Origin of the sequence: Pedococcus dokdonensis (assembly GCF_900104525.1) — a bacterium.
GTDB classification, from domain to species: domain Bacteria; phylum Actinomycetota; class Actinomycetes; order Actinomycetales; family Dermatophilaceae; genus Pedococcus; species Pedococcus dokdonensis.
Genome location: NZ_LT629711.1, coordinates 276,076 through 295,375, shown reverse-complemented (window position 1 = coordinate 295,375; position 19,300 = coordinate 276,076). Strand labels below are relative to the sequence as shown.

Annotated in this window: 16 protein-coding genes; 3 read left to right on the top strand and 13 right to left on the bottom strand. The window is 70.7% G+C overall.

From position 1 onward, the window contains the following. Window positions 1-62 precede the first annotated feature (62 nt). Genes BLQ34_RS01470 through BLQ34_RS01450 form a run of 5 tightly spaced genes read right to left on the bottom strand, consistent with a single transcriptional unit; the run spans window position 63 to window position 4,972 of the window. Complete coding sequence (locus BLQ34_RS01470) at window positions 63-980, bottom strand: ROK family protein (RefSeq protein WP_091780537.1); 918 nt, start codon at window positions 978-980, stop codon at window positions 63-65. Between the two features lie 2 nt (window positions 981-982). Further along, window positions 983-1,792 carry a DeoR/GlpR family DNA-binding transcription regulator gene (locus BLQ34_RS01465; protein WP_231961392.1) on the bottom strand — a complete coding sequence of 270 codons (810 nt, stop codon included), beginning with the start codon at window positions 1,790-1,792 and terminating at the stop codon, window positions 983-985. Next, window positions 1,789-2,682: a carbohydrate ABC transporter permease gene (locus BLQ34_RS01460; RefSeq protein ID WP_231961391.1), complete on the bottom strand. Its 894-nt coding sequence runs from the start codon at window positions 2,680-2,682 to the stop codon at window positions 1,789-1,791. The genes BLQ34_RS01465 and BLQ34_RS01460 overlap by 4 nt, the downstream gene beginning before the upstream one ends. Continuing rightward, window positions 2,679-3,701 carry a carbohydrate ABC transporter permease gene (locus BLQ34_RS01455; RefSeq protein ID WP_231961390.1) on the bottom strand — a complete coding sequence of 341 codons (1,023 nt, stop codon included), beginning with the start codon at window positions 3,699-3,701 and terminating at the stop codon, window positions 2,679-2,681. Before BLQ34_RS01455 ends, BLQ34_RS01460 begins: the two co-directional genes overlap by 4 nt. A 2-nt stretch (window positions 3,702-3,703) precedes the next feature. Next, window positions 3,704-4,972: an extracellular solute-binding protein gene (locus BLQ34_RS01450; protein ID WP_231961389.1), complete on the bottom strand. Its 1,269-nt coding sequence runs from the start codon at window positions 4,970-4,972 to the stop codon at window positions 3,704-3,706. A gap of 271 nt (window positions 4,973-5,243) precedes the next feature. Between BLQ34_RS01450 and BLQ34_RS01445 the strand changes: the two genes are divergently transcribed. Both BLQ34_RS01445 and BLQ34_RS01440 read left to right on the top strand, forming a co-directional pair. Then, window positions 5,244-6,140: an SIS domain-containing protein gene (locus BLQ34_RS01445; protein WP_091780531.1), complete on the top strand. Its 897-nt coding sequence runs from the start codon at window positions 5,244-5,246 to the stop codon at window positions 6,138-6,140. Beyond that, the gene (locus BLQ34_RS01440; RefSeq protein ID WP_197674752.1) at window positions 6,137-7,336 is read left to right on the top strand and encodes an N-acetylglucosamine-6-phosphate deacetylase; all 1,200 of its coding nucleotides are present in this window, start codon (window positions 6,137-6,139) and stop codon (window positions 7,334-7,336) included. The genes BLQ34_RS01445 and BLQ34_RS01440 overlap by 4 nt, the downstream gene beginning before the upstream one ends. Window positions 7,337-7,439: 103 nt before the next feature. Here the strand turns inward: BLQ34_RS01440 and BLQ34_RS01435 are convergent, their stop codons facing one another. The 4 genes from BLQ34_RS01435 to murA all read right to left on the bottom strand — a co-directional run bounded on the left by BLQ34_RS01435 (window position 7,440) and on the right by murA (window position 15,345). Further along, entirely contained in the window at window positions 7,440-11,087 is a 3,648-nt protein-coding gene (locus tag BLQ34_RS01435; protein WP_172829333.1) for a S8 family serine peptidase, read from the bottom strand. A gap of 346 nt (window positions 11,088-11,433) precedes the next feature. Beyond that, the gene (locus BLQ34_RS01430) at window positions 11,434-13,428 is read right to left on the bottom strand and encodes a protein meaA (protein ID WP_231961576.1); all 1,995 of its coding nucleotides are present in this window, start codon (window positions 13,426-13,428) and stop codon (window positions 11,434-11,436) included. Window positions 13,429-13,557: 129 nt separating this feature from the next. Then, complete coding sequence (locus BLQ34_RS01425) at window positions 13,558-13,923, bottom strand: STAS domain-containing protein (protein WP_091780523.1); 366 nt, start codon at window positions 13,921-13,923, stop codon at window positions 13,558-13,560. Window positions 13,924-14,061: 138 nt separating this feature from the next. Further along, a complete protein-coding gene (murA, locus tag BLQ34_RS01420; protein WP_091780520.1) occupies window positions 14,062-15,345 on the bottom strand; it encodes a UDP-N-acetylglucosamine 1-carboxyvinyltransferase in 1,284 nt (427 codons plus the stop codon). Window positions 15,346-15,445: 100 nt separating this feature from the next. On the opposite strand from murA, the gene BLQ34_RS01415 reads away from it, so the two are divergent. Continuing rightward, entirely contained in the window at window positions 15,446-16,075 is a 630-nt protein-coding gene (locus tag BLQ34_RS01415; RefSeq protein ID WP_091780517.1) for a cob(I)yrinic acid a,c-diamide adenosyltransferase, read from the top strand. Here BLQ34_RS01415 and BLQ34_RS01410 read toward each other — a convergent pair. From BLQ34_RS01410 to BLQ34_RS01395, 4 genes are all read right to left on the bottom strand, one after another. Then, a complete protein-coding gene (locus BLQ34_RS01410; RefSeq protein ID WP_157692848.1) occupies window positions 16,072-16,500 on the bottom strand; it encodes a DUF2550 domain-containing protein in 429 nt (142 codons plus the stop codon). The genes BLQ34_RS01415 and BLQ34_RS01410 overlap by 4 nt on opposite strands. A 27-nt stretch (window positions 16,501-16,527) precedes the next feature. Continuing rightward, a complete protein-coding gene (locus BLQ34_RS01405; protein WP_091780512.1) occupies window positions 16,528-16,797 on the bottom strand; it encodes a F0F1 ATP synthase subunit epsilon in 270 nt (89 codons plus the stop codon). A 125-nt stretch (window positions 16,798-16,922) separates the two neighbouring features. After that, window positions 16,923-18,380 (bottom strand): F0F1 ATP synthase subunit beta, encoded by a 1,458-nt coding sequence (gene atpD, locus BLQ34_RS01400; RefSeq protein WP_091780509.1) that lies wholly within the window; start codon window positions 18,378-18,380, stop codon window positions 16,923-16,925. A gap of 18 nt (window positions 18,381-18,398) precedes the next feature. Beyond that, on the bottom strand, window positions 18,399-19,298 hold the full coding sequence (locus tag BLQ34_RS01395; protein ID WP_091780506.1) for a F0F1 ATP synthase subunit gamma: 900 nt from the start codon (window positions 19,296-19,298) through the stop codon (window positions 18,399-18,401). Window positions 19,299-19,300: the final 2 nt, after the last annotated feature.

The following is a 19,300-nucleotide window of genomic DNA, read 5'->3' as shown; positions in this document are numbered from 1 at the left end:
TGGTCGGCAGAGTTTGAAGGGTTGACCACGCCAGGGTGTGGTCAACCCTTCAAAGACCTGGGTCAGGCGAGGTCGAAGGCGAGGCAGGCGGCACCCAGGCAACCAGCGCGGTCGCCGAGCGCCGCCTCGGCGATGGTGGGCCGCCGCTGGAAGGTGAGCGAGGCCGCCACGGCGTCGCGCAGCGGCCCGAGGAGCACGTCACCAGCGTGGGCCAGCCCGCCGCCGACCAGCACCCGGCTGACCCCGGTGAGCGTCGTGGTCAGCACCACTGCGCGGGCGAGCGCGTCCACCGCTGTCGCCCAGACCCTGCTGGCGACCTCGTCACCCTCGGCCACCAGGGCCGCGATGGCCTCGCCCGCGCGTCGCTGACCCGACGCGGCGGCATACGCCCGTTCGATGGCCGCCGCGGACGCGACTGCTTCGAGGCACCCGCTGGCACCGCAACCGCACGGCGGTCCGTCAGGCACGACCACGACGTGGCCGAGCTCACCGCTCCAGCCGTCGGCGACCACCACGTGCCCGTCGAGCATCAGCGCGCCGGCGATCCCGGTGCCGATGGGCATGAACAGCACGTTCGAGAACCCTTGCGCCGCACCGAACCTGGCTTCCGCCACGAGCCCGGCCCTGACGTCGTGACCCAGTGCCACGGGCACGCCCAGCGCACTGGCGAGCGGCTCCACCACCGGCAGATCGCGCCACCCGAGGTTGGCCGACCACCGCGCGACACCAGCCGCGTCGTCGACGATGCCGGGCACCACCACCCCGCACGCCGACACCTCGACCGGTTCGCCGCCGTCGGTGGCCCGGCTGCGCAACGCCTCGACCGCGGCCACCACGACACCCACCAGCGCGCCGGGTGCGCCCAGGCCGGCCGGTGTCGGGTCGGTCAGGGACACGACCTCGCGACCGGCCGGGTCGACGAGGGCGGCCTTGACCCGGGTGCCGCCGACGTCCACGGCGGCGACCAGCGGGGCCCGCACCCTCAGACCACCTCGACCGTGACGCCGGCCGCCCGCAGGTCGCCGAGCGCATCGGCCGGCGCGGACGAGTCGGTGACCAGCACCTGGATCCGCTCCGAAGGGCAGATCCGCGCGAAGGCTCGACGTCCCACCTTGTCGCCGGTGGCCACGACGATGACCCGGTCGGCGCGCTGCACCATGATCGAGTTGATGCCGGCCTCCCCCTCGTGCTGGCAGGTCGCACCCCCTGCAGCCGACACCGCGTCGACTCCGAGCACGACGGTGTCGAGCCACAGCTCGCCGAGCACCATCGAGGCCAGCGGACCCGACAGCTCGTAGGACTCGGGCCGGGCGACCCCGCCCAGCGAGACGCAGCGGATGAAGGGCCGCAGCACCATCTCGGTGGCGATGTTGAGCGCGTTGGTCACGACCGTGATCGACGGGCGCCTGGATGACGCGGCGAGGTCGGATCGCGCCGCCAGCCGCCGGGCGGTGGCGCTGGTCGTGGTGCCACCGTTGAAGCCCACGACCGAGCCCTCCGCCACCAGGTCGGCTGCGAACGTCGCGACCCGCTCCTTCGCGCTGTCGCTCCCAGCCTGTTTGTAGCGGGCGGGCAGGTCGTAGGCCACGGCGCTGGCGACCACCCCGCCGTGGGTGCGGGTGACCAGCTGCTGGGCCGCCAGGTCACCGAAGTCGCGGCGGACCGTGGCCTCCGACACCCCGAGCGACTCGACCACCTGGGCCACACTGAGCCGGCCGTGCTGGGCCAGCAGGTCGAGCAGCGCACTCCACCGGGCCCCGCGGTCCATACCGCGGCCGTCCGGCTCGCTCACTTGACGGCTCCTGAGGTGAGCCCTCCGACCAGGTGCTTCTCGATGACGGCGAACAGGATCACGACGGGCACGATCGCGATGATCGAGGCGCCGAACAGCTGGTCCCAGTTCTGCTCGTAGCCGGTGACGTAGGAGTTGATGCCCACGGTGAGCGGCTTCTTGGCGTCGTCCAGCATGAGCGTCAGCGCCACGACGTACTCGTTCCAGGCCGCGATGAAGGTGAAGATCGTCGCGGTCACCAGCCCCGGCAGGGTGAGCGGCAGCATCACCCGCCACAAGGTCCCGAACCGGCTGCACCCGTCGAGCTCGGAGGCCTCTTCGAGCTCGCGCGGGATGGAGGCGAAGAACCCGTGCAGGATCCAGATCGCGAAGGCCAGGTTGAACGCGGCGTTCGTGAGGATCAGCGCCAGGTAGGTGTTGACCAGGTTGACGGTGAAGAACTCCCGGTAGATGCCGACCACGAGCGAGGTGGGCGAGAACATCTGGGTGACCAGCACCAGGAACAGGAACGCCATCCGCCCGCGGAACTTGAACCGGGCGGTGAAGTAGGCCGCCGGGATGGCGACCACGACGACGATCGCGGTCGACGACACCGCCACGATGAGTGAGGTGCGCAGCCAGTTGAGGAAGCGCTCGTCGCCGAGCACCTCGGTGAACGTGGTCCACTTCCACACGTCCGGCAGCACCGAGGGCGGCGTGCGCACCACGTCGCTGCTGGGGCGGAAGGCGTCGAGCAGCATCACCAAGTAGGGCCAGAGGAAGGCGAACGCCACCGCGAGCCCGATCAGCGGCATCGCCCACGGCCGGATCCCGCGCCACCCGCCGGGGCGAGCGGCCTTCGGAGCCGTGCCACGCGGCATACCGGTCGTCTTCGTCGTCGTCGCGGTCACGACTCCTCCTCACGCCAGCGGGACACCCGCAGGTAGACCAGGACCGCCACGAGGATGAGGCAGACGTTGAACAGACCGGCGGCGGCTGACTGACCGACGTCCTTCTCGGCACTCTTGAAGGCAAGCTTGTACATGAAGGTAATCGTCGTGTCGTGGCTGAAACCGGGGTTGGACTCGTTGAGGGTGTAGATGATCGGGAAGCTGTTGAAGACGTAGATCATGTTGAGCACCGTCGCCACGAGGATCGCCGGCCGCAGCAGGGGCAGCGTGATCAGCCGCCAGATCTTCCACGGCGAGGCGCCGTCGATCCGGGCCGCCTCGTAGACGTCGGTCGGGATCGCGTTGAGCCCGGCCACGAAGACGTAGGCGGTGAACGGGATCGACACGAAGACACCGACCGCCACCATCGACGGCATGATCCACCGGTCGCTGCCGATGAAGTCGATGGGCGTGTCGATGACGTGCAGGTTGAGCAGCACCGCGTTGAGGGTGCCGTAGTAGTAGCTGTAGATCAGGCTGAACAACCGCGCGGTGATCACGAGCGAGGCCGCCCAGGGGACGATCACCGCCCAGCGCACCAGTCGCCGACCCCAGAAGTCCTTGGTGAGGAACTGCGCGAGCCCGAGGCTGATCACGATGGTCAGCACCACGACCGCGACGACCCACACCAGCGTGTTGGTGAGGACCGTGCCGAGGCTGTCGTTGGCCAGCACGTTGCGGTAGTTGTCGAGCCCCGCGCTGCCCTTGCGCAGACCCGTGATCGAGTAGCGCGACAGCGAGGCCCGCGCCAGCTCGACGGCCGGCCACACGACGACCCCAAGGATCAGCGCGAGCGCGGGGGCCAGCCACAGCAGGGCGGTCCACCCGGACACCCGGCCACCTCGACCGCCCCGCCCGCGTCGTCGCAGGCCACCCCATCGGCCGGTGCCCGCGCCGGGGTCACCGGCACCCGCGGGTGCCGGCGCGGGCGCGGCCGGTTCCCCGACCACACCCGCGCCGGCGCCGATCGGCTGGGTCACGCTCAGCCGCCGTTCTCGGCAGACTGCTGGAGCTTGTCGAGGACCGCCTTCGGGTCACCCGTGACCGCGGTGCCGAGGTTCTGCTGCACCGCCAGCTTCACCTTGTCCCAGGTGGGGTCGTCCGTCGGCGTCAGGTGCGCGTTCGGCAGGGTCTCGAGGTAGGTCTTCAGCGCGGGGTCGGAGGAGAACTCCTGGATGCCGGACTTGGTGACCGGCAGGAACCCCTCGGCCTTGATGAACTGGTTGACCTGGTCCTTCTGGTAGTAGAGGTCGTAGAACGCCTTGACCGCGTCCTGGTTGCCCTTCTTCTTGAAGGCCATCAGGTAGTCGGTGACGCCGAAGGTCTGCGGCGTGCCGCCGTCGGCCTTGGTCGGCATCGGGGCGACGCCGTAGTCGACCTTCTTGTCCTTGTCGAGCGTCCCCGCCAGCGGCGAGAAGCCGACGACCATGCCGACCTTGCCCGACGCGAACAGGTCGAAGGCGTCCTGCCGGTTCGTCTTGCCGGGGTTGTTCTGGGTCAGCCCCTTGGTGGCGAGGCTCTTGAGGAAGGTCAGCGTCTCGACGTTCTCAGCGCTGTTGACGGTCCACTTGCCGTCCTTCTTCCAGTCGCCGCCGTTGTTGAACAGCCAGATCGAGAACTCGCCCTGGGCCTCCTCCGGCCCGAGCGGGAGCCCGTAGCCGATGTTGCCCTTGCCGAGGTCCTTGATCTTCTGGGCGTCGGCCTCGAACTCGGCCCAGGTCTTCGGCGGCGCGGCGATCCCGGCCTCCTTGAACAGGGTCTTGTTGTAGAACATCGCCCGCGCCGAGCTGAGGTCGGGCATGCCGTACATCTTGCCGTTGTAGGTGCCGGACTTGACGAACGCGTCGAGCAGGTCGGACTTGACCGAGTCGGACAGCACCTCGTCGGAGCTGTAGAGCAGGTCGTCCTTGGCATAGCTCGCGTAGGCGTTGAGGTTGAGGATGTCCGGCGGGTTGTTGTTCTGGACCATCGTGGAGCTCTGCTGGTCGATGTCGTCCCAGCTGACGATCTGGACCTCGAGGGTGTTGCCCGTCTTGGTCTTGTAGGCCGCGGCGAACTGGTCCCAGAACGCCTTGGTGTGGTCCTTGGAGTACTCGGCCGCGACGAGCTTGATGGTGGTGGCCTTACCGCCCGAGCCGCCGCCGTCGGTCGACCCGGCCCCGGTGCCGCCGCCACAGGCGGCCAGTCCGAGAGCCATCACCGCGGTGCCTGCGATCAGGCCCGCCGTCGGCAGGTGTCGTCTGGTGCTCACGTTCTACCTCACGTTCTCAGGTGGACGACCAGGCTCCGCTGCACTGATCGTTTCGTACCGGTTGTAGCGCGCTTCGCTCAGATCCGCGAGGCCCGGGAGACAGATTGGCCCCGCTCGTGAAGCCTCGTCAACCCCTGGAGCCCGGATTTCCCGACGTTTTCGGTCAGCAATCCGGTCAAACCACCGCCAAACCCTCCTGCGCTTGACTGATCGAATGTGACGGTTACACAATCAGAACACTCTCATTCGTTCACGACAGGAGCGCTGCGCCGTGACCACCTCGCATCTGGCGGCCGAGATCGCCACCCAGGCCGCCGACTGGCGGGCCGTCCTCACCCGCGTGCCCGAGGCCCGCGCGGCCCTGCCGGCCCCCGGGGCCCGCGTCGCCGTGACCGGGTGCGGCACGTCCTACTACATGGCGCAGGCGTATGCCGCCCTGCGCGAGGGAGCCGGCCAGGGCCACACCGACGCCTTCGCCGCCAGCGAGTACCCGCTGGAGCGCGACTACGACCACGTGGTCGCCATCTCGCGGTCCGGCACCACCACCGAGGTGGTCGAGCTGCTCGAGGCGCTCCGGGCCCGCGGCCGGGTCACCACGGCGATCGTCGCCACCGCCGGCACGCCCATCCCGGGGCTGGCCAAGCACCAGCTGATGATGGACGAGGTCGACGAGCAGTCGGTCGTGCAGACGCGTTTCGCGACGACGACGCTGGCCCTGCTCCGGGCCACCCTGGGTGAGGACCTGACCGCTGCGATCGCCGACGCCGAGGGGATCCTGGCCGAGGACGAGCAGACCGCGTTGGCGGGCCTGCTCGACGCCGAGCAGCTCACCTTCGTCGGCCGCGGGTGGACCATCGGGCTCGCGCACGAGGCGGCCCTGAAGCTCCGCGAGTCGGCGCAGTTCTGGACCGAGTCCTACCCCGCCATGGAGTACCGCCACGGTCCGATCAGCATCGCCACCACCGGTCGGGTCACCTGGGCGTTCGGCGAGGTCCCCGACGGACTGGCCGACGACGTGCGCGCCACCGGGGCCCGGTTCGAGCACCGCGACATCGACCCGCTGGCCGACCTGGTGCGGTTGCACCGCCTGTGCGTCGCCAAGGCGCAGCAGGCCGGCGTGGACCCGGATCGACCGCGACACCTGTCCAGGTCCATCATCCTCACGTGACCTCTGCGAGCCCCCGCACCTCCCGGACCGTGCTCACCGGGGCGGTCGTCCTGCCCGACCGCGTCGTGGGCGACGGTGCCGTGGCGGTCGCCGAGGGCACCATCGCGTATGCCGGTGAGCGCGCCTCCCTGCCCGACGACTGGGCCGAGGTGGCCGAGCCGGACGGTTGGCAGGCGGGGCTGACCCTCCTGCCGGGACTGGTCGACATCCACTGCCACGGCGGAAACGGCGGTGAGTTCGGCCCCGACGCGGGCGGGTCGCATCGGGCCGCGCGCCACCACCACGGCCAGGGCACCACGACGGTCGTCGGGTCGCTCGTGTCGGCGCCGGCCGCCGTGCTCGTCGCCGGAGCCCGCACGCTCGGTGACCTCGTCCGCAGCGGCGAGCTGGCCGGCATACACCTGGAGGGACCCTTCCTGTCGATGGTCCGGTGCGGCGCGCAGAACCCTGCCGCCCTCGTCGACGCAGACGTCGCACTCGTCGAGGCCCTCGGCGAGGCGGCCGGCGAGGGAGCGTTCGCGCAGATGACCTGGGCTCCGGAGCGCCCCGGAGGCCAGACCGTGCCCACGGCCCTCGCCAGCGTGGGTGCCCTCGCGGCCCTGGGGCACACCGACGCCGATTACGCGACCGCAACCCGCGCCCTCGCCGGAGCCGCCGCTGGCGTGCGCGGCGGGGTGCCGCTGGCCACTCACGTGTTCAACGGCATGCCACCGCTGCTCTCGCGGTCCCCCGGCCCGGTCGGGGCAGCCATCGCCGCCGCCGGACGACGCGAGGCGGTGCTCGAGGTGATCGCCGACGGCGTGCACCTCGACGCGGGGACGGTGCGGATGCTCTTCGACACCGTCGGCCCCGGGCAGGTCGCGCTGGTCAGTGACGCGATGGCCGCCAGCGGCTTGCCCGACGGCGCCTACTCACTGGGCGGGCTCGACGTGGCGGTCAGCGGCCGGGCGGCGCGGCTGCGCGACAACGGCACCCTCGCTGGCGGCGTCAGCACGCTGCTCGAGCAGGTGCGCTGGCTGGTCGACGACCTCGGCGTCCCGCTGGTCGATGCCGTGACCGCGGCCTCCGCCACGCCGGCCAGGGCACTGGCGCTCCCCCGCGTCGGAAGCCTGGCCCCGGGGCAGCACGCCGACGTGGTCGTGGTCGACGACCGGCTCCAGCTGCGGCAGGTCCTGCGCCGCGGCACCTGGCTCTGAGCCCAAGGTCCTCCCCCGGCACGACGCACGACGCCGGCCCGGACAAGACTCTGGGCCCCTGCCGGTCGGCAGGGGCCCAGAGGTCACACGGGGTGGAGCAGGGTCAGCGCACGACCACCGTGATGGCGGCCGACGTCGACGGGGCGTACGCCGTCGAGGCGGTGTACCTCGCCGTCAGCTTGTGCGTGCCCTTGGACAGGACTGGTGCCTTGAGCACCGCCTTGCCGCTGGTGAGCTTGACCGTGCCGATGACCCGGCTGCCGTCCGAGAACGTCACCGAACCCGTCGCTGCGGACGGGCTGACCGTGGCCGTCAAGGTCGGGCGGTAGCCGTACTTGAAATCGCGGTCGTTGGCGGTGAGCGTCGTCTTGGTCGCGAGCCGGACCGGCACCACCTGGGCCCGAGCACCGTTGGTGTTCAGGTGGTGGATGAGGAACAGGCCCTGGGGCTTGTCCGTGGCCATGGCTGCGTCGTCACGACGGACGTCGAGGACCGTGCCGGGCTGCTCGGAGTTGAGCAGGGTGGCGAAGTCGCCGTAGGCGGACAGCGCGGGCGAGGCCACGCTGAGCGTCATCGGAGCGGCTGCGGAACCCACCTGGTCGACCTTGCCGGCCTCGGCCGTGTAGGACTGCACCCAGTACTTGATCTTCGGCGTGGCACCCGTGATGAGACCGGCGTCCTTCAGCACACCCACCGAGACCGGGAGGGCCAGGGAGTCGCTGTTGAAGACGTTGGTGTCGAAGGAGCCGTCGATGCCGTTGAGCAGCTGGTCGTCGAGGACCTCGCCCTCGGTCGGGCTCCCCGGACGGATGTCGACCAGCTCCGCGAGGAAGTAGTCGTAGTCGTCCGTGGTGACCAACCGGGTGTTGTAGACCGCGGCGTCAGGCCCCGGGCTGCTCGAGTCCGTCTCCAGGTACACGTCGAACTCCGTGTAGGAGGCGGGGGTGCGCCACGGTCCGTGGCTGGTGACACCGAAGCTGACGAACGCCTCGGCGAGGTCTGCCGCCGGGTACGTCGGAGCGTCCGAGCCGGCACCGACGTAGCGGATGTCGGCCGAGCGGTCGTCGGCGAAGGCGATGCAGTTGACCACCAGGGTGGACGTGCAGCTCGGGATCATCGGGCTGGTGCCCTGCAGCTGGAACGTGGAGACCGACGACTCGTAGCCGGTGCTGCCACTGCCCTGCTTGACGCCCGTGCCGTTGAGCCCGAGCTTGCCCGTCTTGACCGTGCCACCGGTGACCGTGACGGTCGCCGCGGCCTTCATGGCCGAGGCCGGACGGGGAGCGGACCAGACCGGCACCCGGAGCTTGGAGCCCGTGGTGGCGCCCACCGGCGTCAGGACCATGCGGCCGCTGGCGTCGGCGCGGTAGTTCTGGTCGATGCCCACCTCGAGCGGGTCGCTCGGGCGGGTCGGGTCCGGAACGGCCCGCAGGGCCGAGCGCGTGATGGTCGCCGTGACCTTGACGTCAGCCGAGCCGCCAGCCGGGAGGCTGATCTGGCTGGGGCTGAACGAGTAGGTCACGCCCGGGGTCGGGTGCGCCGCGGCGTAACCGATCGTGTAGGACGCGGTCCCGGTCGGGCGCTTGTTGACCACCTTGACGGTCTTGGTGAGGGTCGTGGTCGCCGCCGTGACGGCCACCGGGCCGAACGACACGCTGACCGCACCCGGGGTGTCCTTGACGTAGGCCAGCGTGGTCGTGCCGACGGCCGCGTCGGCCTTGACCCGACCCGAGCCGACTCGCTCCGGACCGTAGACGTTGCCGGTGTGGTTGTCGCCCACGAAGACGTCCTGGGTCGCCGTGTTCATGATGGCGGCCTTGACCTCCTCGGAGGTCCAGTTCGAGTGCGCGCCACGCACGAGGGCGGCCTCGCCGGCCACGTGCGGGGAAGCCATCGAGGTGCCACTCTCGGCGATGCCCTCGTTGCCCGTGCCGACGGCGACGGAGAACGTGGTGACACCGGGAGCCGCGACGTCCGGCTTGACGTTGTTGGCGATGCCGACACCGCGCGAGGAGAAGCCGGCGATCTTGTCGATCGAACCCGGGTTCTTCACCGTGACGCTGTTGCGCAGCTCGTTCGTCATGGTCGCGAAGACCTGGACGGCCGGGGTGGCCTCGAGCTTCGCGCGGATGGCGACGGTGGCCTGGTTGACGGTGAGCATCGCGGGGATGTCCGCGTCACCCGTGACACCGGCCGAGAACGAGTTGACGTCGCTGCCGTAGATGACACCGGCGGCGCCGGCGTCCTGGGCGAACTGGGCGCGACCGGCGGAGCCACAGCGGCGACCCGTCCCGTCGAACCACTGCGTCAGCACGATCTTGCCCGCGACCTTGGCCGCATCGGCCGTGGAGAAGGGCGAGCAGCCGTCGATGTTGTTGGTGGGCGAAGCCGGCTGGCTCCAGTCACCGATCTCGACGACCTCGGTGTTCGTGACGCCCGGGTCGTTCACCCAGTCGTACGCCACCGACTTCAGCGCCGCGAAGACGTTGTCCTGCTCGCCGTCGATGGTGTTCGCCGGCTCGATGCCGGCGGGGCTGTCGACCTTGAGGCCGTCGACGACGTCGTTGCCGTCGTCCGAGGCGGCCACGGCCAGCACGCGGGTGGCGTTGCCGGGGGCGCCGCCGACCTCGTAGACGTCGCCGGCGTTGCCCATCGAGGCGACGACGACGGTGCCGAGGGCAGCGAGGTTGTTGGAGGCCACGGCGTCCGGGTCGTCCGGGGAGCCGTAGTCGGAGCCGAGCGACATGTTGACCACGTCGAGGCGGTCGGACAGGTTGCCGTCACCGTTGGGGTCGGCCGCCCAGTCGAGGGCCTCACCGACGACGCTGGTGTCACCCTCGCAGCCGAACACCTTGAGGGCGTACAGCGAGGCACCCGGTGCGACACCGGGGCCGATGGAGAGGGTCGCCGGGTCGATGTCGACGTCGTAACCACCGGTGTAGGTGGCACCGGCCTTGGTGACGCCGAGGCCGGCGGTGGTGCCGCTGACGTGGGAGCCGTGGCCCTCGCAGTCGAGCGGGTTGGGGTCCGGGACCGGAGTGGTCACGCCCTCGCTCGGGTTGTACGCGTCACCGGCGAAGTCGTAGCCGCCGACCACCTTGGCGGTGGGGGTGAACGTGTTGGAGGCCTTGGCGGCGTTGTATGCCGCGAGCGTGCCGGGGCCCCCGAAGTCCGCGTGGGTGTAGTCGATGCCCGTGTCGATGACGCCGACGCGGACGCCCTGGCCGGTCTCGGCCTTGGCCTTCCACACCGCCGGCGCGCCGATCAGCGGCACCGAGGAGGAGTTGGACGGGGACTTGGGCGTGATCCGGTGGACGGCCTTGACGCCCGGGAGGGCGGCGAGGGCCTGGAGCTTGCTCGCGTCGGTGCGGACCGCGACACCCGCGTACAGCGCGTGCGCGCGGTAGAGGGTGCGGGCCTTCGTCGCGGACGCACCGAAGCGCGCCTCGACCTTGGCCTGGGCCGTCTTGATGGTGGCCGTCTGGTTGCGGGAGGCCAAGGTGGCGGCCGCGCCGCCACGGGCGCGGGCCCGGGTGTAGGCGGTCGACGCGGGGACCGCGTCGAGCTCGATCATCACGTCGACGGCGCCCTTGGCGCCCTCGAGGGACCGGTCCACCTTCTCCGCGTTCGAGCGCTTGGTGCCGAGGGCGTACGAGCCGCCGCCGGTGACGCCCTGGGGGAGGTTGAGGGCCGCGCCACGGTGCTTGGCGGGGTCCGGCTTGGTGCTCGCGAGGGCGGGGGTTGCACTCATGGCAGCCGCCGCCACGATCGACAGGGCACTGACACCGACGACGGCTGTGTAGCCGCGGCGACGCCTTCCCTGAGATTCCATCGACACGAGGTCTCCTTCGCGCGTGGCCGCACAACCACTCGCCCCGAGGATCCGCCCAGGACTCGCAGAGGAAACACTCCCCCACCGGTTCACCACGCCACGGGTGAAGGTAAGCCATGACGCGCCGGCGTGAACAGGGATTGGCCGACACCAGAACAAGAATTTTGCCTAGGTTTCGCCCGGGTGCCCCCGGTTGGCTCGAGACGGGGCTGACCAGCGGGATCGCGGCGTCGCGCCGCCGACTCCGTGGGTCGGTCCCAGCGGCTCAGCCCAGGCCGCGCGACGCCCGCACGATGGCCACGAAACGGCCCATGATGTCGGTGAGCCCGAAGTCCTTGGGCGTGAAGACGGCGGCCACCCCACGCTCGCGGAGAGCGCGCGCATCCGAGTCGGGGATGATCCCCCCGACGATGACCGGCACGTCGCCCGCCCCGGCCTCGCGCAGGCCGTCGAGGATCTCGGGCACCAGCTCCATGTGCGAGCCCGACAGGATCGAGATGCCGACGAGGTGGACGTCCTCGGCGACCGCTGCGGCCACGATCTGCTCCGGCGTCAGCCTGATCCCCTGGTAGACCACCTCGAAGCCGGCGTCCCGGGCGCGGACCGCGACCTGCTCGGCGCCGTTGCTGTGGCCGTCGAGCCCGGGCTTGGCGACCAGCACCCGCAGCCGCTCCCCGAGCTCCGCGCCCGTGCGGCGCACCTCCTCGCGGACCGCCCGCAGCTCGGCACTGCCGCCGTCCGTCACGCCGACCGACCCGGAGACACCGGTGGGGGCGCGGAACTCGCCGAACTCCGCCCGGAGGGCCTGCGACCACTCCCCGGTCGTGACCCCGGCGCGAGCCGCCTCGAGCGAGGCCGCCATGAGGTTGGTGCCGCTGCGGGCGTCGGCGGTCAGGGCAGCCAGCGCGGCCTGCGCCCGGTCACGAGCCTGCGGGTCCGCGTCGCGGCGCTCACGCCACTCCCGGACCGCGTCCGCCGCCCGGACCTCGACGTCGTGGTCGACGGTCTGGATGGCGGAGTCGAGGTCGGCGGTGAGGGGGTTGGGCTCGGTGGTCTCGAACCGGTTGACCCCGACCACCACGTCCTCGCCCGTCTCGATCCGCTGACGCCGCAGGGAGTGCGAGGCGACGAGGGCCGACTTCATGTAGCCGCTCTCCACGGCCGGCACCGCGCCGCCGAGCTCCTGCACCCGCTCGATCTCGGCCCGGGCGCCGGAGACGAGCTCGGCCACCTTCGCCTCGACGACCGTCGACCCGGCAAACAGGTCGTCGTACTCCAGCAGGTCGGACTCGAACGCCAGGACCTGCTGCATGCGCAGCGACCACTGCTGGTCCCAGGGTCGCGGGAGGCCGAGCGCCTCGTTCCAGGCGGGAAGCTGCACCGCCCTGGCGCGGGCATCCTTCGACAGCGTCACGGCCAGCATCTCGAGGACGATGCGCTGCACGTTGTTCTCGGGTTGGGCCTCGGTCAGCCCGAGGGAGTTGACCTGCACGCCGTAGCGGAACCGTCGTTGCTTCGGGTCGGTGACGCCGTACCGCTCACGGGTGAGCTCGTCCCAGAGCTGCACGAACGCCCGCATCTTGCACATCTCCTCGACGAACCGCACGCCGGCGTTGACGAAGAAGGAGATCCGGGCCACCACCTCGCCGAACCGCTCCGCCGGCACCTGTCCGGAGTCCCGCACCGCGTCGAGGACCGCGATCGCGGTGCAGATCGAGTAGGCGAGCTCCTGGACCGGCGTGGCCCCGGCCTCCTGCAGGTGGTAGCTGCAGATGTTGATCGGGTTCCACTTCGGGAGGTCCGAGACCGTGTAGGCGACCATGTCGGTGATCAGCCGCAGCGACGGGCCGGGTGCGAAGACATAGGTCCCGCGGGACAGGTACTCCTTGATGATGTCGTTCTGGGTCGTCCCGGCCAGCGCCCGCACCGCTTCGCGGGGGTCCGCACCGGTGTCCTCGGCCTGCTCCTCGGCCACGACCTGGTACAGCGCCAGCAGCCACATGGCGGTGGCGTTGATCGTCATCGACGTGTTCATCTGGGCGAGCGGGATCTGGTCGAACAGCGCGCGCATGTCCCCCACGTGCGAGATCGGGACGCCGACCTTGCCGACCTCACCGCGGGCGAGTGGGTGGTCGGGGTCGTACCCGGTCTGCGTCGGCAGGTCGAAGGCCACCGACAGTCCGGTCTGACCCTTGGCCAGGTTGCGGCGGTAGAGCTCGTTGCTCGCGGCGGCGCTGGAGTGGCCGGCATACGTGCGCATCACCCAGGGGCGGTCGCGCTCGGGGCGCGCGGGCGCCGCGGCCTCGGGCACGAGATCGGGCGACTGGACGTCGGTGGGCTCGGCCATAGCGCCGAAGGTACCGGCGGGTAGGGCAGCTCAGGCAGGAGTTCAGGCGGTGACGGCTGCCACAGTGACGGGGGCGGGCTCCCCACGGAGCACCAGCGCGCGGTCGAGGCGTGACGCACGCAACAGCCGTCCGGTGCGCTCGCTCATGTCGACCACGGCCAGCCGGCGGCCGGCCCGGCGGGCCCGGTTGTAGGCCTCGACCAGGACGCCGAGCCCGGTCGCGTCGCCGATCTCGGCGTCCGCGAGCCGCATGTGCACGTCACCGCAGCCGGTGTCGATGATCTCGTGGAGGAGCAGTCGGACGTCGGGGACGCTGTGCACGTCGATCCGGCCGACGATCGCGACCTCTTGGCCCGTGTGCGTGGCACGGACCTGCACGGGCAGTGCCCTGGCTGCGTTGACCGACATGCGAACCCCCTCGTCCGTGACAGACATTCACTCACAAGGACGTGCGCGGTGGGGGTTTCGGTTGTCGGCGTCCAGGTCAAGATCTGGTAACTGTCTGGACGGCGGCTGCGCACCGGTCCGGTGCCGCTGGGCACCGGCTCAGAAGTAGGGCGCCTCGTCGGGCTCGCGGGTGACGTCGGCACCCAGCCCCTGCAGGCTCTCGGCGAAGCCGGCGTAGCCACGGTCGATGTGCTGGGCGCCGCTCACCGTGGTGACGCCGTCGGCGACCAGCCCCGCGATGACGAGCGCCGCGCCGGCCCGGATGTCGCTGGCCTCGACCGGAGCGCCGGACAGCCGCTCGACCCCGTGGACCATGACGTGGTGCCCGTCGATGCGGGTCTCGGCCCCGAGCCGGTTGAGCTCCTGCACCGTGCGGAAACGTGCCTCGAAGAGGTTCTCGGTGATCATCGCCGAGCCGTCGGCGACCGCGTTGCAGGCCAGGGTGAAGGGCTGCAGATCGGTCGGGAATCCCGGGTAGGGCAGCGTGGCCACGTCGAACGCCCGCGGCCGACGACCCCCGGAGTCGACCCGGAAGCCGCGCTCGGTGGTCGTGACGGTGGCTCCGCTGGCCCGCACCAGCTCGAGGGCAGCGGTCAGGTGCTCGGGCCGGGCGCCGACCACCTCGACGTCACCCCGGGTCGCCGCAGCGGCGAACGCCCACGTGCCGGCGGCGATCCGGTCGGGGACCACGGCGTGCTCGACCGGCGCCAGCCGCTCGACGCCCTCGATCTCGACGACCGACGAGCCGGCGCCGGTGATGTGGGCGCCCATCGACACCAGCAGCTCGGCGAGGTCGACGATCTCGGGCTCGCGGGCGGCGTTCTCGAGCCGGGTGGCCCCCCGGGCGAGGACGGCGGCGGTCAGGACGTTCTCGGTGGCCCCGACGCTCGGGAAGTCGAGGCGGATCTCGGCACCGTCGAGCCCGCGGGGGGCCTCGGCGACGAGGAAGCCATGGGTCACGTGCACCGTGGCGCCCAGCGCCTCCAGCCCCGCGGCGTGCAGGTCCAGGCCACGCGACCCGATCGCGTCGCCGCCGGGCACGGCCACGTCGGCCGCCCCACAGCGGGCGACGAGCGGGCCGAGCACCGCGGTGGACGCGCGCAGCGCGCGGACCAGGTCGTAGTCGGCGCGGTGGCCGATCTGCTCGGGCACGTCGATCTCCACGACGCCACTCGGGGCGTCGTAGTCCACGGTGCAGCCGAGGCGGCGCAGCAGCTCGGCCATGATCGTCACGTCGAGGATGGCCGGCACATTCGTCAGGCGGGTGCGGCCCACGGCGAGCAGCGCCGCCGCCATCAGCTTCAGGGCGCTGTTCTTGGCACCCCATACGGCGACCTCACCGCGCAGCGCGGACCCACCGACGACCCGGAAACGTTCAGCCACCGCACCACCCTATCGAGGCACCGACCACCCCTCGACACGGTGGCGAGCGCCTCGTCACACCCCCGACACCACACCCGTCCACGCGGCATACCCTCGTGCCATGGTCAACCTCACGCGCATCTACACCCGCACGGGTGACGACGGCCGGACCCACCTCGGGGACATGAGCCGCACCAGCAAGACCGACGTCCGGCTGCAGGCCTACGCCGACGCCAACGAGGCGAACGCCGCGATCGGTGTGGCCGTCGCGGCGGGTGAGCTGCCCGACGACGTGCGGCAGACGCTGCTGCGCGTGCAGAACGACCTGTTCGACGTCGGGGCCGACCTGTGCACTCCCCTGCAGGCGAGCTACGAGTTCCCGCCGCTGCGCGTCGAGGCCGCCTGGATCGAGGAGCTCGAGGCCGACTGCGACCGCTACCTCGAGCGGGTCGAGAAGCTGCGCTCGTTCATCCTGCCCGGCGGCACGGTCGGCTCCGCCCACCTGCACGTGGCCACCACGGTCGTCCGGCGCGCGGAGCGGCGGGCGTGGGCGGCGATCGAGGCCTACGGCGACCAGCCCGGGACCGCCAAGGGTGAAGGCGGGGTCAACCCGCTCACCGCGACCTACCTCAACAGGCTCTCCGACCTGCTCTTCGTCCTGGCCCGCGTCGCGAACCTGCCGATCGGCGGCGACGTCCTGTGGCAGCCCGGTGGCGGACGGGCCGAGGCACCCCCGAACCGTCGGGGCTAGGCGACGTTGACGTTGAAGCCGGGGGGCGAGCTCTCCAGCCAGCTGCGCATCGCCGTGTAGGCCGCAGGGGCCAGGGCCATCGAGAACGTGTCGCTGCCGTAGTGGCACTCGACCGTGACCGCCTCCGGCAGCCCGGCGATCGCCGCCTCGGGCTGGCCCGGTGGGCCGAGCTCGAGGCGCGGCCGCTCCCAGGTGCGGGCCGGTCGGGGTGACGGGCCGATCAGCGTGAACCACTCCAGCGACCCGCCGGAGAAGCGCAGCAGCCCCAGGCGGTACTGGGACCGACCGTGGGGCTGGAGAGCGCACAGCATCAGCGGCGCCCCGGACGACAGCAGGCGACGGCGGATGAAGATGTAGGTCAGCGCGATGACCGCAAGCAGGATGAGGGCGCCGGCGACGATCTCCGCGGAGACGACGGGCGACATGCTCACCCCTTCCCTGGCGTGTGGCTGCTACGCCGAGAGGCTGGAGGCGTCGACTGCCTCGGCGACGATGATGACCTTGTCGCGGTCCACGGACAGGAAGCCACCGTCCACGGTGGCGTTCTGCGAGCCGGCGCCCGACTTGATCCGGACCTCGCCCTCGACGAGGACGCCGAGCAGCGGGGTGTGACCGGGCAGGATGCCCAGCTCGCCGTCGACGGTGCGCGCGACGACCATGTCGGCTTCGCCCTCCCAGACCTTGCGGTCCGCTGCGACGAGTTCAACCTGCAGGGTGCTCACGGTGTCCTCCAGTGGTGCGGTGCTTCGAGTCTATCGGCCGGCGAGGTCGCGCCTCGTGGCCGGTGGTATGCCGTGGGGCCAGCCGAGTGCGGCCGGCCCCACGGGTCACGCGGTGGTGCGCCTGCTCAGAGGTTCTTCTCGATCTCGGCAGCCTGGCGCTCGACGTCGTCGAGGCCACCACACATGAAGAAGGCCTGCTCGGGCACGTGGTCGTACTCGCCGTCCGCGATCTTGGTGAACGCCTCGATGCTGTCGGCCAGCGGGACCGTCGAACCCTCGATGCCGGTGAACTGCTTGGCGACGTAGGTGTTCTGCGACAGGAAGCGCTGGATGCGGCGAGCCCGGTTGACGAGGATCTTGTCCTCTTCGGAGAGCTCGTCGATACCGAGGATCGCGATGATGTCCTGCAGCTCCTTGTTGCGCTGGAGGATCTGCTTGACGCGCACCGCGGTGTTGTAATGGTCCTCGGCGATGTAGCGACGGTCGAGGATGCGCGACGTCGAGGTCAGCGGGTCCACGGCGGGGTAGATGCCGAGCGAGGCGATCTCACGCGACAGCTCGGTGGTCGCGTCGAGGTGCGCGAACGTGGTGGCCGGAGCCGGGTCGGTGTAGTCGTCGGCCGGCACGTAGATCGCCTGCATCGAGGTGATCGAGTGACCACGCGTCGAGGTGATGCGCTCCTGGAGCACACCCATCTCGTCGGCAAGGGTGGGCTGGTAGCCCACGGCGGACGGCATACGACCCAGCAGGGTGGACACCTCGGAACCGGCCTGGGTGAAGCGGAAGATGTTGTCGATGAAGAGCAGCACGTCCTGCTTCTGCACGTCGCGGAAGTACTCCGCCATGGTCAGCGCGGAGAGGGCGACGCGAAGACGCGTGCCCGGCGGCTCGTCCATCTGACCGAACACGAGGGCAGTCTGGCCGAGGACCCCGGCCTCCTCCATCTCGACCATGAGGTCGTTGCCCTCACGGGTGCGCTCGCCGACACCCGCGAACACCGACACGCCACCGTGGTCGCGGGCCACTCGGGCGATCATCTCCTGGATGAGCACCGTCTTGCCCACGCCGGCGCCGCCGAACAGGCCGATCTTGCCACCCTGCACGTAGGGGGTCAGCAGGTCGATGACCTTGATGCCGGTCTCGAACATCTGGGTCTTGGACTCGAGCTGGTCGAAGGCGGGGGCCGAGCGGTGGATGCCCCAGCGCTCCTTGACCTCGAAGGTCTCACCCTCGGCGAGGTTCATGACCTCGCCCGTGGTGTTGAAGACCTTGCCGAGGGTGACGTCGCCGACGGGGACGGAGATCGGGCCGCCGGTGTCCTGCACCTTGGTGCCGCGGACCAGGCCGTCGGTCGGCTGCAGGGAGATGGCGCGCACCATGTTGTCGCCGATGTGCTGGGCGACCTCGAGGTTGAGGTTCTTCGTCTCGCCCGACAGCTCGACCTCGGTGGTCAGCAGGTTGTACTGGTCCGGCATCGCGTCGGCGGGGAACTCGACGTCGACGACCGGGCCGATGATGCGGGAGATGCGGCCGATGCCACCGGGGGTGGCGGCCTTGGTCTCTTCAGTGACAGTGGCAGTCATGGGATTCTCTCTACCTTCTCAACTGGCGTCGGCGAGGGCGCTGGCGCCGCCCACGATCTCGCTGATCTCTTGGGTGATCTCGGCCTGGCGAGCCTGGTTGGCCAACCGGGTGTACTTCTTGATGAGCTCTTCGGCGTTGTCCGTGGCCGACTTCATGGCCTTCTGGCGCGAGGCCAGCTCGGACGCGGCTGCCTGCAGCAGGCAGTTGTAGATGCGCGCGGTCACGTACTTCGGCAGCAGCGCGTCGAGCACCTGCTCGGCGCTCGGCTCGAACTCGTAGAGGGGCAGGACGTCGTCCTCGGCCGGAGCCTCCTCGCCCTCGACGACCTCGAGCGGCAGCATGCGGATGACGTCAGGCTCCTGGTTCACCATGTTGACGAACCGCGTGAAGACGATGTGGACCTCGTCCACCCCACCCTCGGCGTAGTCCTGGTTGAACGCTGCGACGAGCGACTCGCCGATCTCGCGGGCGACCTCGAAGTTCGGCTGGTCGGTGAACCCGGTCCACTCGTCCGCGTACTCGCGCTTGCGGAACTTGTAGAACCCCACGGCCTTGCGCCCGACGAGGTAGGGGACGACCTCCTTGCCGTCGGCCCGCAGGTCGCCGATGAGGCGCTCGCTCTCCTTGAGCACCGACGAGCTGTAGGCGCCGGCGAGGCCACGGTCGGAGGTCACGACCAGGACCGCGGCGCGGCGCACGTCCTCGTGCTCGGTGGTCAGCGGGTGGTCGACGTTCGAGAAGGTCGCCACGGCCGAGACCGCACGGGTCAGGGCGCGGGCGTAGGGCGAGGACTCGCGCACGCGCTGCTGCGCCTTGACCACGCGGGAGGCCGCGATGAGCTCCATCGCCCGGGTGATCTTCTTGGTCGCCTGGACGGACCGGATGCGCTGGCGGTAGACCCGCATCTGCGCTCCCATAT

What these genes read in the sequence shown, in the direction of transcription:
- BLQ34_RS01435 (WP_172829333.1), bottom strand. Translation starts at nt 11,087, where the DNA reads ATGAGTGCAACCCCCGCCCTCGCGAGCACCAAGCCGGACCCCGCCAAG.
- BLQ34_RS01430 (WP_231961576.1), bottom strand. Translation starts at nt 13,428, where the DNA reads ATGCGCACGTATGCCGGCCACTCCAGCGCCGCCGCGAGCAACGAGCTC.
- BLQ34_RS01425 (WP_091780523.1), bottom strand. Translation starts at nt 13,923, where the DNA reads ATGTCGGTCAACGCAGCCAGGGCACTGCCCGTGCAGGTCCGTGCCACG.
- BLQ34_RS01415 (WP_091780517.1), top strand. Translation starts at nt 15,446, where the DNA reads ATGGTCAACCTCACGCGCATCTACACCCGCACGGGTGACGACGGCCGG.
- BLQ34_RS01410 (WP_157692848.1), bottom strand. Translation starts at nt 16,500, where the DNA reads ATGTCGCCCGTCGTCTCCGCGGAGATCGTCGCCGGCGCCCTCATCCTG.
- atpD (WP_091780509.1), bottom strand. Translation starts at nt 18,380, where the DNA reads ATGACTGCCACTGTCACTGAAGAGACCAAGGCCGCCACCCCCGGTGGC.
- BLQ34_RS01395 (WP_091780506.1), bottom strand. Translation starts at nt 19,298, where the DNA reads ATGGGAGCGCAGATGCGGGTCTACCGCCAGCGCATCCGGTCCGTCCAG.